This is a genomic window from Bifidobacterium sp. W8114 (genome assembly GCF_016101165.1).
Taxonomy (GTDB): Bacteria; Actinomycetota; Actinomycetes; order Actinomycetales; family Bifidobacteriaceae; genus Bombiscardovia; species Bombiscardovia asteroides.
In genome coordinates this window covers 1-16,948 of the sequence record NZ_JACFRA010000010.1, presented here as the reverse complement: position 1 = coordinate 16,948, position 16,948 = coordinate 1, and the positions used below count along the sequence as shown (strand labels likewise).

Genomic DNA, 16,948 nt, shown 5'->3' with positions numbered 1-16,948 from the left:
AGAGCAGCCGGCCGGGGCCCTCAGCAGGAGCCAGGGCATCGGCGGGAAGGGATTTGACGCCCCAGATCTCGATCCTCATCCGGTTTATCTCTATAATATTGATTGCCTACTATCGATGGCACATGACAGAGTTCTCCAGCGCCGTCGGATGGCTTCTCATCGCATTAGGGACACTTATATTCGGAGCAGTTTCAATAAGCTTGTGATTTCCTCTATTACAAGACAGGCGCGTCATTCTACCAATCGCTGATTGAATACCTGAGCGGCGACTGCAAACTGCCGATAATCATAATCGGATTCGGAGCATTGATTATCGCCTCACATCAGCATTTTGTCAGTGCGGCAATCAACTATATAGCAGGAAGCACCCTCGCGGTATATCTCATACATGATTATCCCACGACAAGAACACTGCTGGCATCTGTTTTTAATATTGCTAAGTTCTATGACAGCGGTTGGGCTGTTCTCTTGTCTGTCGGCATCGCCCTTTTGATATTCCTGGCCTGCATTTGCATTGACATTCCCAGGCGCGCAATTTGGAGGGTCCGACTCGATAAACAACCGGGAAAGCTCTTTGAAGTGGCTTACACGCAGCTGGAGAAGGTCGGACGGCGCTTAAAACCTGCCTTCTCAAGGTTTATCAGGTAACACGGTCAAAGCCGTATGATGCGCGTATCCGGCGGCACTCCGAAGGTTCGCTGCGAAAGGCGACGCAAGCAATTCTCTCCATCACGACAAAGGTATAGGATTTACTCTTATGTACAGAGTCTGCTTGATCCTTCCCGGATTGCTGCCAGTACCGGCCACCCAGGGAGGGGCCGTAGAAACTCTCGTGACCACCCTCATCAAACAGAATGAGGTCTTCCGAGAACTTGACCTGTACGTCGTCACCAGTTTCGACGATGAGTCAAAACGTCTTGCCGCCTCCTTCCGCAACACGCACTTCATCTTCGTGCCGACACCCAGCCGCACCCTCTCCAAAATGTTCCATCGTGCCGAAGTGTTGGGGAAGCTGACCAATACACTCCCACAGAAGTATCAGATCAGTGATCTATTCCATATGCGCGCCTTGCGGATGATCAAAGACATAGCTTTCGATGCAGTGGTATTCGAAGGCGGGACCCCCTGGGGATATCCAGCATTACGATTCCTTTACAAGGACCGCTTGTACCTGCATGTCCATTTTTGTGCCGACCATATCATCGAAGGTTCACAATACAAGCGCATTATAGCTGTCAGCAATTACGCGGCTCAGGCTTGGAAGCACTACTCGACCCGTCACGACCAGGATGTCCGTGTGGTCCTGAACGGAATTGAGACCAAGACGCTTGACAGTTGCGAAGCACGCGATGCCGGCTCTGCCATAAGGGCGAAACTGGGTTTCGCACCAACGGATTTCGTCGTTCTCTGCAGCGGACGAATCATACCGGTCAAGGGCCTTCTGGAATTGACCCGTGCAGTTTCCTTGACCGACGACAGGAGCATCAAACTGCTGATCATCGGCAGTCCCGATTTCGGTCCTTCGTCCGACACTGAATATTCTCATCAGGTTCAGTCGGCAGTCGAACACCTGGGAAGGCGCGCAAAGTACCTGGGTTATGTCCCCCACGATAAGGTCGTAGATTATCAGTATGCCGCTGACGTACAGGTGGTTCCATCGCTTTGGGAAGATGCGGCTCCACTGTCTTGTGTTGAAGCGATGGCGGCGGGCTTGCCGCTCATCGTCACGAAATCCGGGGGCATGCAGGAATATACGCAACCTGAATGTGCAATCACGGTGGAGAAAGACGGCGACTTGCCAAAGTCCCTTGCGCACGCCATCGCTAACCTTAAGCGACACACTAAAATGCTACTTTCTATGAGTAAGGCAGGCCGGCTCGTATATAGAAGATATACACCTGAGAACTTTTATCACACCTTCGTCAAAGCCATGAAATGGCGAATTTTGCTCCCCTTGTCCTGATTATGATTGCGGCCTCCAATGAAGGATAAACAGCTTTTAATTAATCTGATTTCCAGTCTCATCAACTTCGCCGTTAACATCGGGATTGGATTTATACTCTCCAGTTATATAGTTTCACATGTAGGCACTGAAGCCTATGGTTTTATAGGTCTCGCCAACAATATGATCAACTATGCTTCTTTCTTGACCATAGCTCTGAATTCCGTTGCGGGACGGTTCATTACCGTCGCCTACCACCAGGGGCAGAGGGAGGAAGCCGACAAGTACTTTTCCTCAACATTAGCGGCCAACTTCATACTCTCGGCAATACTAAGTGCAGTTGCAATCCCTCTCATATGGAAACTGGAAGTGCTGGTGAACATTTCCCCTGCACTAGTGAAAGACGTCAAGCTGCTGTTCGGATTCATATTCTTGAATTTCATAATAACAACGATGACAACTGTATTGAACGTAGCTACATTTGTGAAGAATCAACTTTATCTTTCAAGTTTAGCCAATATTGCTTATTCTCTCATGAGAGTCATGACCTTGTTCCTGTTGTACTCACTGCTCCCGGCCAGGGTCTTCTATGTCGGAGTGGCTACCTGTCTAGGCACAGTGGTGCTATCTTGGCTGAATTATCGATACACCAAACTACTCACCCCTGATTTACGATTCCGAACCAAGGAAGTATCTGCCGAAGCGACCAGACACATGCTCAGCTCCGGGATATGGAACAGCGTCATCAAGCTGCAGCAGATACTGTCGGACGGCCTTAGCTTACTCATCGCAAACTTGATGGTCAGCGCCCATTCAATGGGTCTACTGTCTATCGCCCAAGTTATCCCAAATGCTCTTTCAGGCATCATCAGTACGATAGCCAGCTTGACCTACCCGGAACTAACCCGGTTCTTCGCCCAAAAGAACAAGAATGCGATGATATCAGAGATAAAGGTAGGGATGAGAGTCAGTGGGCTCTTCACCAACATAATCGGCGTGGTGCTGGTCACAAGCGGTTACAGGCTGATCCAGTTATGGCAACCCAATCAAGACGATAAAACCATATACATACTGATGGTGCTGACCCTGAGCGGCTTTTCTCTTTCTGGTGTCGCCGCAACGCTGCAGAACATACCCCTCATCACCAATCATTTACGCGCTTATTCCCTTTGCTGGCTGCTATGCGGTGTTGTTTCCTCCCTGGGCTCGATCGCATTGGCCGCTTGGACCTCTTTAGGCGTCTACGCAATCGCCGCTGTCCCGCAAGCAACCGGGTTCTTGATGAACCTCCTGTTTGTCCCTATATATGCATCGAAGCTGCTTGGGATAAAATGGACCGCCTTCTATCCCATATATCTGCAGTACACCGTCGCCAGCATCATAGCGTGCTGCTGTTGTTCGGGCCTTCAGATCATATTGGGAAAACACGAGATGGGGTGGGCAACATATCTTGCCGCCTGCTTCCTTTATGCGTCCATTACCGCAGGCATTGATTTTTTCGTCCTTCTGGGGAAACAGGAACGCTCAAGGATGGCGGATATCATCAAACACTACACGGCAAAACTGCTGTAGATCCATACTACGGGCGACAAGCATGAAGGAAGAGGCATGAAAGACGGAATCACTCTGGTAACCGCTTATTTCCGGTAGGCAGGGGTCTATGGGGCCAAAGCGCACGAACCAATGACCAATACATGTATTACTTCTCCTGATGGGCAAAGCTCCAAAATGACTGATTGTATTCACCACTCCGATGTTGGCCGAACGCATCTGCTCTCTTCGCCAAACCCTTTCCCCATCCAGCACAATAGTGATAGCAATCGAAGATCCGCGAGAGTTCGACCCCGACATGTTGGATTTGATGGAACGAACAGGGAAGGCCTATTTGCCTTATGCTTTCTGCCAGGAGAAGGCCGAATTCAATAATGCTTTATACGACTACATCACGTACTGCAAGTTCTCCTGCCCTGAACGAGCCGCCACTTTGGCGAGTACAGAGCGGCTCGCATGGATTGATTTCGGATTCGACCATGGCGGCACATTCTACCAGGACGAATCATTCTTCGAGTCCACATGGTCATACTCAGGTTTTAAGAAGCCGGTTTCCCTCTTCAGTCTCAGTGAGCTTGATGACAGGCCGATTTCCCAACTTCTGCAGACCTCCGACACCTATATTCAGGGAGATTGTTTTACGTGCAAAACCTCCTTCGCTTCTCAGTTGAAGCAGGATGCGACCCAGCAATATCTGCATATTCTGAACTGCGGCTACATAGATGCCGACCAAGTCGTATTGCTCATGTGCCTGTGCATTGATCCTGAGCATTATGAAGCCTTGCCAAGTGACTGGTTCTCACAATTATTGGATTATAACGATGCGCAACAACCCAGGAAGGGGACTCTATACACCGACATTCCAGCACCAGGGTTTGCCGACAGGATGAGATGGCGGAAATCCTGTATCAGATATCTGTCTCAGGAATTCAAAAGGCTATCACGCCAAGTATCGCAATAATCAATCATCTTCCGTCACAGCTTTTACGGTAGCGAAGAACGGCAACCATCCTTGCATATCTGCGAGGGGAGAAAACAAGGCAGAAAGCTCTTTTCAGCTTCTGCCTCCACCCCATGCCGCAGGTGCCGATCCTCGCCATCACCGCTTTCGCTTGGTTTGAAACCATCCGAATAACCTCGGCCTGGGGCTGCTCAAGATCTTTGTTTTCTTTCTCCAGCAAGCAGATGGCAATGAATTGACTTATCAACGAGTCAAAGGTGCCGGCAATCGCTGCATCAATGTGTTCAGAATGATAGAAATCAAGACGTTCAGATAGCGCCACGGCAGCATCTGCAGTGCTTCGAAGAGTCTTCTGCTTCATGATGCTGCCCGCTCTTTGGACATAGTGATAGAGAATATCATTAGATACAGCGACTTTTTTACATTCAGAAGCTATCGCATGAAACACAAACTCATCTTCATGGAGCCTTCCTTCCGGGTAGGCGATGCCGTCCCATTTTTCCCTCCTATACAGTTTGTTCCAGGCAACGATGTCGCCCCAGTGATCTGGCCTCGCTGCGTCAATCATCAATTGGGTTCCTGTGACGACCCCGCTGCGGGGGAAAATCGGCCCCTCCGACAGCGCGTGACCTTCATCGTCTTCCTCCAAGAAAGCGCACATCGACATATCGGCTTCACCATGCGCAAGGGCACGATAAAGACACTCTATAAACGTCGGTTCAACATAGTCATCACTATCAACAAATGCTACATAATCGGTCTCGCAAGAAGCCAGTCCACGGTTACGTGCAGCCGATAACCCCTTATTCACCTGATGAATTACCTGTATACGGGTGTCTGTGTCACCCCACTGATCGCATAATTCGCCGGAACCGTCAGTTGAACCATCATCTACCAGAATGATGCTCAACTCCCTGTATGTTTGCGTTACAAGACTCTGTACACAACGGTCTAGGTAACTGCTTACCTGGTATACGGGTACGACAATCGTAATCACCGGCCGTCCTACCGTGTGAAAAGCGCCAGACTCGCCAGCTCGTTCAATTCTCAACCGTGCCGCCTCTTGCCTCATCATTGTGCACACGCTCCGATATCCGTGCTTCCGTCGCCAGCCACATGCATAGCTTATCCAAAACGCCAAAGATGATGTACCAAGAGGTCGTAAAGACGGTATCTGATCAGTAGCAGCTGAATCTTTCGTTTCAAAGTCGGTTTTATTTTCATCTGCCCGTGTGAAAGTGAAAACAAGCTGGTACGGATATGCGCCAACAGTTTCTCCGTTTCGTCATCTGTCCCGTCTCCGGCAAGGTTGTAGACGAACAGCAGCAAATCAATTCCATGCAATCTAAATTCCTGGTACAAACCCAGCCGCTTGGCATTCTCGGAGATCCGGCAGATCGCCCGATATCCGCCCTTTGCCTTTTCCAGGTTTTTACCCTGCCCAAGAGAATCATTCTGCCTTATGTTATATACATACAACTTGGCCTGGCAATATCGAACTACATTTGCTTTCGGAAGGAGCTCATTCAAGAATACTGCGTCTTCGAGAACATTAATATTTACAGGATACTTAACCCCTGCTTGGAGAAGGAATTCTCTATTATAGAGGAACAGCATCGAGTAATTGCCTAGTCTCCCCTCATATATGTAACGCAGACACTGGATGCCGCTTGTTTCCTTGACCGTAGGGAAAGCAGCAGGGATCACAACTGTCCTACTTGATTCGCCCTTCCCCTTTCGGACAATGAAATCGTAGCAGACCAAATCCGTTTTACCGGTGTCCGCTATTGCGACCAGCCGCTCCACTGCTTTCGGCAGTAGGACATCGTCGCTGTCGACAAAAAGCAGGTAACGTCCCTTGGCCGCGACGATACCGGCATTCCTTGCATACCCGGGACCGCTGTTTTCTTCATGGATGACGGAGATTTTGTCGAATGTCCCGGCATAGTCATCACATAACTCACCCGAGCCGTCAGTCGATCCATCATCGACCATCAGAATCTCGATGTCCTGGTAAGTCTGATTCATCAGACTCCTGACACAGGCATCCAAATATCCGACTACGTTATAGACCGGCACGATAATCGAGACCGCGGGAGTATCCATAGTTCTTCTTGCCTCACAAATCCATGGGACGTCAGCAATGCGCGATGGTCAGTATATATCCCTACCGTTGAAAGCGGCGACCCAGCTGCACAGCGTCATGAGATATGCCGCAGCCAGAATCCACCCGGTAAACCGAATTTTTGCTGTGATTGCAGAGACCTTCATTCTGAACCGAATCCCGTGGCATAGTATCTGGAAGTATATAATTCTATCCTTAGACCATGAGTGCGCTCGCCGCCGGTAAAGGAAAGAGGATTCATGAACAGGCATCCGGGGAGGGATACATCGCCTGCAAACGACATCACGGTGGCGGTTGTTTCACACAAATCCTATCCCGCACCCAACAAAAGCCCCTACCTCCCGCTTCACCTGGGTGCCGCCCTTCACCCTGATATTTTGGAAGATTGGGCGCAGGACAATACTGGCGCCAACATCTCCGAAAAGAACGGCGAATACTCGGAACTAACCGGATTATACTGGCTCTGGAAGAACTGCGGCTCACAATATCAAGGACTGGTTCATTACCGTAGATACCTTGGCAGCAAGAGCCTTGCCGGCAGGATGCCCACCAATCACTGGCAATCTCGAGTCGTGCAGGAAGACGAGTTGAGGGAATTATTCCAGTCGGTCGACATCATCCTCCCTCGAAAGCGGAATTACTTCATTGAAACCATATACTCGCACTATGCTCATACTTTTCCTGCCATACAACTCGATAAAACAAGGGAGATCATCGATTCGACATGGCATGGCTACCTTCCTGCCTTCGACCACGTGATGGCTTCGACTACGGCACATATGTTCAACATCTTCATTATGGAAAAGAAGAAACTCGATGATTACTGCTCCTGGCTGTTCCCCATCCTGGCCGAACTGGAAAATCACATCGATGACACTGGATATGACGCATTCAATCTCCGGTACCCCGGCAGAATCAGCGAAATGCTGCTTGACGTCTGGCTTTACACAAATGGCTATGGGTTTACTGAACTACCGATAATAAACTCTGAGCCTGTTAATTGGGTCAAAAAGGGAAGCAGCTTTCTACGGGCAAAATTCACCGGCAAAAAGTATGCATCGAGTTTCTAGGAAATCCGGGGATAAATCATGAGTCTTACAGGGCATGAAGACAGGGGATCCAAGCGAAAGAAAATCCTATATTATTCTGAAGGTTGGGGTGTCGGTGGCATCGAACGATTCATCATGAACACAGTCACCGCCTTGGACCCGGAACAATACGGATTTGATATTTTCTGCACGCATGACTGGAGTAGGCAATTCGATCGTCAGATCCGAGAGCATGGCGGTCATCGTTATGTCGTCTTTGAAGGGGAAAAGCCGGATCTCGTGACCAGACTGCGCCGAAGCTGCCAGGATTGGGCCAAACTACTGGACCGGAATCACTATGACATTGTGCATATCAACACCATGAATGGCATGGGCTTTGCCTATGCCCACATCGCGAGGAAGGCCGGCGTACCGGTCCGCATTGTACATTCGCACAACACCTCTCTCAGCTCAGGGCACACCATCGCGAAAAGAGCCGCACACGATTTGGGTTACCGCTTGTTTTCCGACGACGCAACCACGAACCTCGCCTGTTCCGAACCCGCTGGTGCATTCCTCTTCAGAAACAAACCATTCAAAGTCATCCACAACGGAGTCGACTCGGCCACATTCCGTTATGACAGTGAAATTAGAAGTGCAGCACGCAAGCAGCTCGGCGTAAATGACGGTACGATCCTATTTGGCTCCCACGGGCGTCTAAGCGAAGCGAAGAATCCGCTTTTCCAAGTAGCAGTACTGCAAGAGCTCAAGCGCCAAGGCCGGGATGCCTGTCTACTGCTCATCGGGGACGGCGAACTCCGCGAGAAGACGTTGGAAAACCTGAACAGCCTGGGGTTACAGGATTCTGCCATCATTCGCAAGAGCACGAGCCATCCGGAAATCTATCTCAACGCTCTAGACATATTCACGATACCCAGCAAATTTGAAGGATTCCCCACCAACAGCGTGGTCGAGGCCACGGCAACAGGCCTGCCGTGCCTCATTCCTGACAGCTTCAGGAATGAAGATACGATTCCCTTCACCAATTTCAAATATCTCCCACTGGATCCTCAGACATGGGCAACCACAATTAACACGCTTACCCGCATACAGAAGAACCGCCTGGACGGAACGGAACTGATTTACCGAATTGGATACGACAGAAGTCAAATGGTCCAGGAACTGGAAAAGCTGTATCACGGTGAATGAGAGCCCAAACAACAGAACACCGGAGTGGCTGGGACAACAGCCAAGAACCGTCTCCGAACAGTCTCGATTCACCGGTTGCCGGTGTGACGTATCACTAAAATCAGCGATCTTCTGGTCAGCTTCCAGCAATTCCCTATTGGGCGCATTATCCCTCACTCGTGGTCATGCAGTACCCAGATGCCTTGGGCCATCTACTGAGTAAGATGGCACCAGATAGTCAATCAGGAGGGAGGAGGAATGATGCCTCGACTAATTAAACTGTTTGTGTCTCACGCCAAGACCTTCTCCCCAGGGTATGCGATTCTTGAAGTCCGCATATACATCGATATCCGTCTATCCGGTATGACGGGAAAAACCATCTCATCCCGCTTGCTCAGGAAAAAAACAGCCTATATCATGGCTTGGCTAGACAAGCAATTCAGTACTACCCTGAAGCGATATCAGGCCGTTAAACCCGCATCCAAAACCGCCCAGCCGAATGCTCCAATTTGGACCTGCTGGTGGCAAGGAGAAAAAAATGCACCGCCCACGGTCCAGGACTGCTGGGATAGCATAAGACGCCAAGCCCCCGACCATCCATTAATCATCCTGAATAGGCAAAATTATACGCAATATTGCACGTTTCCAGAAGAAATCCGTCACAAGTTCGATCTTGATCTGATTTCCCCACAGCTCATGAGTGATTACGTCAGGACGACCCTCCTAGCCCAACACGGTGGTCTCTGGGTGGATGCGACTATTTTTGCCGATAAACCCATTCCTGAACTCGTATTCAATCTTCCGATATTTAATGTCAAAGGAATCCGTGATGATTATCCTCTAGCCAACCGCGTAGCCGATGCCAAGGATTGGCAGGTTTATTTCATTGCCTCTCATCCACACTCAGCCACATATTCTTTCATTTCTGCTTGTCTTACACAATATTGGCTCCGATTCAGCACCCCCATAGATTATTACCTCACCTATTATCTGGCCAAACTTGCCCGGGAGAAACTGGCAGGGGCCCAAGCAGAATACAAAGAAATCCCGAATAACAACATGCAGGTGGAGATGCTCGAACCATACCTCCGGGACTGCGACTCAGAAATGAGGATAAGGTCAAGCGAATGGAGAGCAGATGACACATTCATTTACAAACTCTCTTGGAGGACAACATATCCGGCACGCAACTCCCAGGGCGCTGAATCATTATCAGCACAACTGCTAAGAGGAGAGTGTAGTTTATGCGATATCCAAGGCCAGCCATCATCCGGCAGCACGACGACTCAGCCAAGATCCAGTGACTGATCGTCCTAAAAGACATGAAACCGATCTTCCCACACAGGAATACTACATTGTTCCAACGATTCCGAGGCAAGGGCGAAAGCAAAAAAGGCGTTTCTTCCGTGACGGCTGTCTCAGCAGGCACCCTTGCAAGCGTCCTTGTGATTGTTTCCACAATGATATTTGCCTATACGAAAATATGGGCACATCGAATCGGGTTTCAATCCTCTCATGATCCTTCATTAAATATGCTTGTAGAAATCTCTTTGGGGATTGTCGCTCTCTGCTCGCTTCTGAAATTCGCCATTTCATTCCATGACATCATGGATATCGGTGTCGTCAACATAGCAATTTATGTCATGCTGCTTTGCGTGGCTTTCCTTTTCTATAAAACAAAGAGTATCGGGACAGATTTTATTTTGGCAGGATTAATAGGATTTGTCTTGCACAAGGAAAAGCCCCGTCTGATTATCGAATCAACCTTCTATAGCTGCCTTGTACTATTTTCTTTCCAGCTGCTTGGATATGCCCTCGGTTTATTCCACGATAACGGTGTATGGACAAGTGCGGCACGGCCCTCTGCTCCCAGGCTTGCCTTCGGCTTCGGCTATCCTACTTACGTCTTTGCCTACTTCTTGCCCATTCTGATGGGAATTTACTATCTTGATAAAATCAAATTCCGAAAAATCACTGCTGCTTACTGCTTGGCCCTTCTTGTTATTGTCTTTTTGAAAACAGCCAGCAAGGCCCTTCTCATCCTGACCGCCTTGATGCTCTTCAACCCGATAGTGAAAGTCGGGCTGAAGAAAAGCAGGCTGGTCCGCCAACTCATGGTCCTGGCATACCCTCTCTTTGCCCTGCTGAGCATCTGTTCTGCCATATTCATGAGCAGAATACCGCCGCCAATAAGAGATTTGTTTTCCGGACGTTTCTGGTACTGGAATCAGTACTGGAAGGGCGGAGTGCGGATTTGGGGACCAACGCCACCCAACAATGACTTATTCTTCGTCCAACGATATGCCCTCGACAACGCCATATTGCATGCTCTCTTTATCGGCGGCATCATCGTCACCATCACAATAGGCGTGATGTACACAAAACTGATATACTCAGCCATCAAGGCATCGGATTATAAGCTTGCTGTACTTGTCCTCAACACCCTGGAGTTCGGCTTTACCGAAGCGCTATTTTCCTTGGGCATCACCGTCATCATGCCCCTTCTTTACAGTGTGTTCTTGCAGAAAACGCCCGCATCACATCAGAACGGATCTACCGACATTGCTTTAACGCCAAGACATAGCACCTCTATATATAAGAGCGTCGGGAAGCCCAAGACATAGTACCTGTCGGCCACTGACATCGAGCCGCTGGAAATCCTCACTTTCACATGCAAAGCAGGGGTAGGGATGTTATACCAATGTCCGCTGAATCAGTAGTGAGGGCATTGGGGCGATAATCGTCGTTTCGCTTCTAGGACAGCCGAGGAGTCTACATGGTTGAAAGGGGCGAGCCGAAGACGGAAGGTGCGACTTCTCAGGCACGCCGCGTTTCCTATCCCTCTTCGTCCATCCCTGTGGTCAAAAGCCTCAGTGGAAGCACCCAGCGCGCTGAGACCGGTGCACCATCCATCCTTGACGGAGCGAACGCTGCTCCTCCAAAGAGGCAACACTCCAACAACAGGACCAGCAAACCCCTGACCTTCAACAATTCTCCGTTCGATGATGGCATAGGACCCCATCCCTAACTACGGTAGCTGAACCGAACACCCACATGGCAGTACCTGTACATCGCCCTGCTCCTCAGCGTTGACGTCGCTGTCATGGTTTGCTCCCTGCTCATCTGTGGGTCTTACCATCGACACGTCATGTCGGAGGGATACGGCCCTCAACACCCTCATCTTCAACGCAGCCCTGATGATGGTCATTTTCACCTCCTGCGTGGTCTGCATGCTGGATCTCCAACTGCCTCGGACATCAGTCATAGCCGCGACGTGCTCGCCTGCGTCTTCGAGGCGGGCGCCCGCTGGCTTATGAGACTGCTGCTGCATGCCTTGTTGAACGTCTGAGCGCACAGATCCTCATCGTCGCGGATGTCATCAGCAGAGAAGCCGACCTCGGGAGAACTACGAAGTTCCTGCCATTAACTCGACAGGAGCGCTTGCAAAATGGAGCCAAATAATAACAGTCTATATGCGGATGCCGCAATATAATCGCGAATGCAACCTTTCTAAGATTAAAGAAAAAGGCTATGATGCAAGACTGAACGCCGCACGAATGGCGGATTTCTACTGCAGCTTCGTAGACTACAATAGCTATTTTCCAACTTGTGGTTAATTAAACACAAGTTGCTGTAAACTAATGACGTACATATATCAGCACCCGGTATATCATTTGTCTATGTTTGGGAAGGTGTAGCGATTGAACAGCGTTGCTCAAGATCCCGGCAATGATGCGGTCCAAGCGGAATCCGACAGTAGTGTAGCTTATAGCTATGGTCATAGTCCCATATCCAAACCCGAAGTAGTTACCGATTCTTTGCCATTAGAGACAGCACCCACACAGGCACTTCGCTTCATCAACCAGCAGTTCGACTCAACAGACAATACCAATTCCATTATCCAGCAACTTCGCCGAACCCCACATTGGCGATATTGGTTCGTGGCTTTCCTCATTGCGGTAGACGTAGCTGTCATGTCAGTTTCACTTATGGTCAGTTTTCTAGTTAAGCCACTATCCTTAAAGACCATAGAAAACTATATACCTGCCTTCTACTTTGGACTAATCCAATGCCTGATATGGTTATTCAGCCTGTTGATTTGCGGAACCTACCACCGACATGTCATGTCAGAAGGTTACGGCCTTTACACCAAAATTTTTAACGCCGCTCTATTGGACATGGTAATAACCAGTTGCCTGGTATATATGCTCCATATGAATCTGCCAAGAACTACTGCGATTATCGTGCCCGTCATAGCGGGTGTTTTAGAGGTACTCGCCCGCTGGATGGCGCGCCGCGCTTTACATCAATACCGTCAGCAGGGTAAGTGCAAATATGACGCAATAATAGTGGGTTCTCAAGCTGGAATAGATAATATGCTCAACACCCTTGAAACCAGCGATGCTAGCGGATATACACCTATAGCGGTATGCCCGATCGCTCTTGATCCGAATTCACCACACGGTGACGTTATAGCTACTCCATACCACCAGCCAGACTTAGATACCAACTCTCAAGTAAAAACGATTCCTAATAAGGGCATGCAAGATTGTACACATGTGCATGTTGTCGCTTTCAACTCTCACTTTCCACGTACAGCAGAACGACTTGGTGCACAAATAGTCATTGTTACGGACGTCATTACCCGCGATAATCAAATCATGCATGCCCTATCCTTAGCCGTGGAATCATTAGGCATAGAACTGGGGGTATCCATATCGGTCGCGGATTTGAGTAGTCACCGCATTGATCTGGACTATTCAGGCATGCAACCCATCCTCATTGCCAGTCTTCCTCAATATTCATCACTCACACGCTTCGTTAAACGGACCATGGACATCATAGGGTCCTTCCTCGCTCTCATCGTTTTCACGCCCTTTATAATCCTCCCCGCTGCCATTGCCATCAAACTTGAGGATCATGGGCCGGCATTCTACAAACAAATACGCATTGGTCGCAACGGTAAGCCATTCCGTTGTTATAAACTGCGTTCCATGTTTGTTAACGCAGACAGATTTGATGCCCAGCTTGCTGAGGTAGCCGGAAAAAAATATGGTGCTCTTTTCAAAGTCGAGAATGATCCAAGGATAACCAAAGTAGGACACTTCATACGGAAGTACTCTATTGATGAATTCCCCCAGTTCTTCAACGTCCTGAAAGGTGATATGTCATTGGTCGGTCCTAGACCTCAGCGAGAGTATGAAGTGGCCGAATACGGGACACTTTACTCCACTCGACTTTTAGTACGGCCAGGGATCACCGGACCTTGGCAGGTTTCCGGTCGTTCCGACCTTTCTCAAGAAGAAGCCGAACGTCTCGATGTTTCTTACATACAGCAATGGAGCGTTACGGGTGATTTGGCAATTCTTGCTAAGACAATTATGGCCGTATTTCGTCACACTGGTTCTTACTAATCAGTCCAAATTACGCATAAGCCCAAATACCGGATTCTGCACGCACTCTTAGAAGAGTGTGGATAAAAGCACAAATCACAAAAACTACATACCTACAAACCAAATCAAATTCTATGAACTATATGATGTTAGAGGCCTGAAGAGAAACAGCAAACAGTGGCGACTAGCAGGAGTGCACATGCCTACAACAGACGTCTCGGGAAACCATTCCAGGACAAATAACAAACCACCTGAGCATATGCGCAACGAATTGAATGCTCGTAAACACAAATCTCACCGCTTGCGCAATACGTTACTCATCACTTTCATGGTGTTCGCGGCGCTTCTACTACTAGCAGCAGGCTTCGGCTTCAAATTTTATCGTGACGCCATGCAGATCAAGAACCACGAAGAAGTCGCCTTTTCCTATATTTCCGGATTGAGTGCCGACAATATAATCCAGGATCCAGACACAGCTATTAGAGTCATACCTAAAGTACAGGCCGAAACTTCGGCTGCCAATCGTCTAGCTCACAGCAGAGTTTGGGACACAGCCTCTGTGATCCCTGGAATCGGCGATGATGTAAAGAACCTTCAGGGTATGGTCGAGATTGTAAATAGCACCTCACATGATTCACTCCCTGTTTTATCAGATACCATTCGTCAGCTCGTAAATACTGCATATGACCAGGGAAATGGACAAATCAATCTGAGACCCCTTACGGCAGCAGGGGCTGGATTCGCACAGGCTGATAAAAGCATACAAACGCAATCTGAAAAGCTTAAATCACTTCCTTATCCCCGAATCAGACAAGTACAGAACGTATACACCGAGGCAAAAAAGCAATTCTCCTACTTGGCTGACACGACGAGCAACCTCAACCGGGCTGTTCACGTTCTCCCGCAGTTACTTGGAATTCAAGGCCCACGCTCCTATATTATCGTAGCTCAAACACCTTCGGAATCTCGTTCAGGTGGAGGCCTTATAGGCTCTTTGGGCTCAATGCACGCTGATAATGGGATGGTTAAAGTTAACGACTTTCACCCCAATACAGAGTTTATCCGCCTAGGAGTCATAAGTACTGACGACCCAGATGGGATTTTTTCAGCGCCTCTGCATTTTGGCTTCGATATTCGAGATTTAACAGCGTATCCTGATTTTTCACAAACCGCAAAGGCTGTTAATACTTGCTGGCAACGCTCTCCATATGCCGGACAGATTGATGGCGTCATCATGATCGACCCTGTATTCATACAAGAAGTAATCAAAATCAGCGGCAACATCAGGACTTCCAACGGTCAAATTCTCACCGGAGAAAATACTGCACAATTCTTTATGAATGACATATATAAAACAATTCCCGTGTATGAGCAGGATGCAGTATTTGCCGGTGTTGCGAAACAAGCCATGAACGGTGTCTTCGCGAAGATGAGTACGAAAAAAATCATGGCACTGTCAAAGCTATTTAAGCCAATGGCAGAGCAACGACATCTATACATGTATACGTTCCATGCGGATGAGGCCGCGTACTTCCAAGGCTCAGGATTAGCCAAGGAGGCCCCTGATAACGAAGAGAAACCGGAAATTGGAATCTACCTTAATCAGAACAATCCTTCCAAGCTGGACTGGTACCTTCACCGCAAAACCGACATCACACACACCTCAACTGCAACGGACGGAAGCAGAACTTATCATGTCAAATTCTCGATGACCAATGTCCTCACCCAGAGTGAAATGAGCGGTTTGACCAGTTACGTACTGGGCCAATCGAGCAACTTTACCTCAAGGGGCACTGCTTTGGAGAAAATGCTCTTCTATCCACCCGCAGGAGGATCCATCTCAAACATCCGGTATAAGGGTGGGGGCTGGCAGCCTAAACGTGCCGTATTCAATGGTAAACACCTTTATACCAGTCTGGCCTCCATACCTCCAGGTCAAACTGTCGTCTATGAGTACGATGTCACCACCTCACCAAAAGCCAAGACGGACCTGAACGTGGATCAGACTCCGATGGGTTGGGCCGACCCAGGTGTCACTTTCAATGATCTTACCGGCAGCAATAAGCAGTAAGAACATGGTATAATTCCACAGTTCCACAGGCCTGCAGAGCAGGAGGATTTTGAACCCTCGGATTCATCTGTTTGACTTCAAATTCACTTAAGGGCATATACATGCGGTGACCATGCACTCGTTTTTCAACGAACACAAATAACCGATCGGCCCGGCCTGGGATTTCACATCTGGATAACCGGCATTGCCCGCAACTTTCTGTACGAATCGGGGCTTTGATTGATCCTCTGCCGGGCACGGCAAAACATCAACCAATCGCAACCCTGATTCCTCGCCGCCTTCTGAATCACACACCGTGGATCTCTTCGGGGGGAGGAGGTTTAGAGTAGTTATTTTGTTTTCCCAAAGACTCATCGCCGAGGTGGCATAACCATATCAAGTTAGTGTTCGGCCACAATCCACATTTCAAAGGTGTGTGTATCAACCAAACCAGTCGAAAAACCGTTTGCGTAGGAATAGGAACCCAGCATAGCTCTTCGCCATATGTGATGACCAAGGAACTACAAAACGGAAGCTGCCATGCATTACTCAGCACATGGATGCTGCACCCACCTCGAAATCTCTGATTGTCAGACGCAGCGTCAATCAGCATAAATGAGGAGAGGATGTTTTGCTGGTTCTTGCCTGCTTTTACACTGGAGGCATGGCTGACAAGAAGGGCCCGACCAAGGGTTCGGGCGGCAAGCACC

The 16,948-nt window shown here is 48.9% G+C and carries 14 protein-coding genes; 10 read left to right on the top strand and 4 right to left on the bottom strand.

What is annotated here, in order from left to right; genetic code table 11:
- The 4 genes from H3T89_RS09055 to H3T89_RS08665 form a co-directional block, all read left to right on the top strand.
- Nucleotides 1-206: hypothetical protein (locus H3T89_RS09055; RefSeq protein WP_232348575.1), on the top strand; the 206-nt coding region annotated here is incomplete at its 5' end.
- Nucleotides 207-832: 626 nt separating this feature from the next.
- Nucleotides 833-1,963 carry a glycosyltransferase family 4 protein gene (locus H3T89_RS08675; RefSeq protein ID WP_198216874.1) on the top strand — a complete coding sequence of 377 codons (1,131 nt, stop codon included), beginning with the start codon at nt 833-835 and terminating at the stop codon, nt 1,961-1,963.
- Between the two features lie 18 nt (nt 1,964-1,981).
- Nucleotides 1,982-3,514: a lipopolysaccharide biosynthesis protein gene (locus H3T89_RS08670; RefSeq protein ID WP_198204281.1), complete on the top strand. Its 1,533-nt coding sequence runs from the start codon at nt 1,982-1,984 to the stop codon at nt 3,512-3,514.
- Between the two features lie 181 nt (nt 3,515-3,695).
- Nucleotides 3,696-4,454 (top strand): WlaTC/HtrL family glycosyltransferase, encoded by a 759-nt coding sequence (locus H3T89_RS08665; RefSeq protein WP_198204280.1) that lies wholly within the window; start codon nt 3,696-3,698, stop codon nt 4,452-4,454.
- Between the two features lie 4 nt (nt 4,455-4,458).
- On the opposite strand, the gene H3T89_RS08660 is transcribed toward H3T89_RS08665, so the two are convergent.
- A complete protein-coding gene (locus H3T89_RS08660; RefSeq protein WP_232347275.1) occupies nt 4,459-5,526 on the bottom strand; it encodes a glycosyltransferase family 2 protein in 1,068 nt (355 codons plus the stop codon).
- A 53-nt stretch (nt 5,527-5,579) separates the two neighbouring features.
- A complete protein-coding gene (locus H3T89_RS08655) occupies nt 5,580-6,560 on the bottom strand; it encodes a glycosyltransferase family 2 protein (RefSeq protein WP_015022663.1) in 981 nt (326 codons plus the stop codon).
- A 258-nt stretch (nt 6,561-6,818) separates the two neighbouring features.
- Between H3T89_RS08655 and H3T89_RS08650 the strand changes: the two genes are divergently transcribed.
- The 4 genes from H3T89_RS08650 to H3T89_RS08635 all read left to right on the top strand — a co-directional run bounded on the left by H3T89_RS08650 (nt 6,819) and on the right by H3T89_RS08635 (nt 11,419).
- Nucleotides 6,819-7,649, top strand: coding sequence for a DUF4422 domain-containing protein (locus H3T89_RS08650; RefSeq protein WP_015022664.1), 831 nt, complete (start codon nt 6,819-6,821; stop codon nt 7,647-7,649).
- Nucleotides 7,650-7,667: 18 nt separating this feature from the next.
- Nucleotides 7,668-8,816, top strand: coding sequence for a glycosyltransferase (locus tag H3T89_RS08645; RefSeq protein WP_198216873.1), 1,149 nt, complete (start codon nt 7,668-7,670; stop codon nt 8,814-8,816).
- Nucleotides 8,817-9,053: 237 nt separating this feature from the next.
- A complete protein-coding gene (locus H3T89_RS08640) occupies nt 9,054-10,103 on the top strand; it encodes a capsular polysaccharide synthesis protein (protein WP_052108381.1) in 1,050 nt (349 codons plus the stop codon).
- Between the two features lie 47 nt (nt 10,104-10,150).
- Complete coding sequence (locus H3T89_RS08635) at nt 10,151-11,419, top strand: hypothetical protein (RefSeq protein WP_198216872.1); 1,269 nt, start codon at nt 10,151-10,153, stop codon at nt 11,417-11,419.
- A gap of 404 nt (nt 11,420-11,823) precedes the next feature.
- Here the strand turns inward: H3T89_RS08635 and H3T89_RS08630 are convergent, their stop codons facing one another.
- Nucleotides 11,824-12,027 (bottom strand): hypothetical protein, encoded by a 204-nt coding sequence (locus tag H3T89_RS08630; RefSeq protein WP_198216871.1) that lies wholly within the window; start codon nt 12,025-12,027, stop codon nt 11,824-11,826.
- 469 nt (nt 12,028-12,496) lie between these two features.
- On the opposite strand from H3T89_RS08630, the gene H3T89_RS08625 reads away from it, so the two are divergent.
- Nucleotides 12,497-14,209 carry a sugar transferase gene (locus tag H3T89_RS08625; RefSeq protein ID WP_198216870.1) on the top strand — a complete coding sequence of 571 codons (1,713 nt, stop codon included), beginning with the start codon at nt 12,497-12,499 and terminating at the stop codon, nt 14,207-14,209.
- Nucleotides 14,210-14,387: 178 nt separating this feature from the next.
- Nucleotides 14,388-16,259, top strand: a complete 1,872-nt coding sequence (locus H3T89_RS08620; RefSeq protein WP_198216869.1) for a DUF4012 domain-containing protein — start codon at nt 14,388-14,390, stop codon at nt 16,257-16,259.
- Between the two features lie 286 nt (nt 16,260-16,545).
- Here the strand turns inward: H3T89_RS08620 and H3T89_RS09050 are convergent.
- Nucleotides 16,546-16,948 (bottom strand): hypothetical protein (locus tag H3T89_RS09050; RefSeq protein WP_232348574.1); only part of this gene is annotated, 403 nt, incomplete at its 5' end.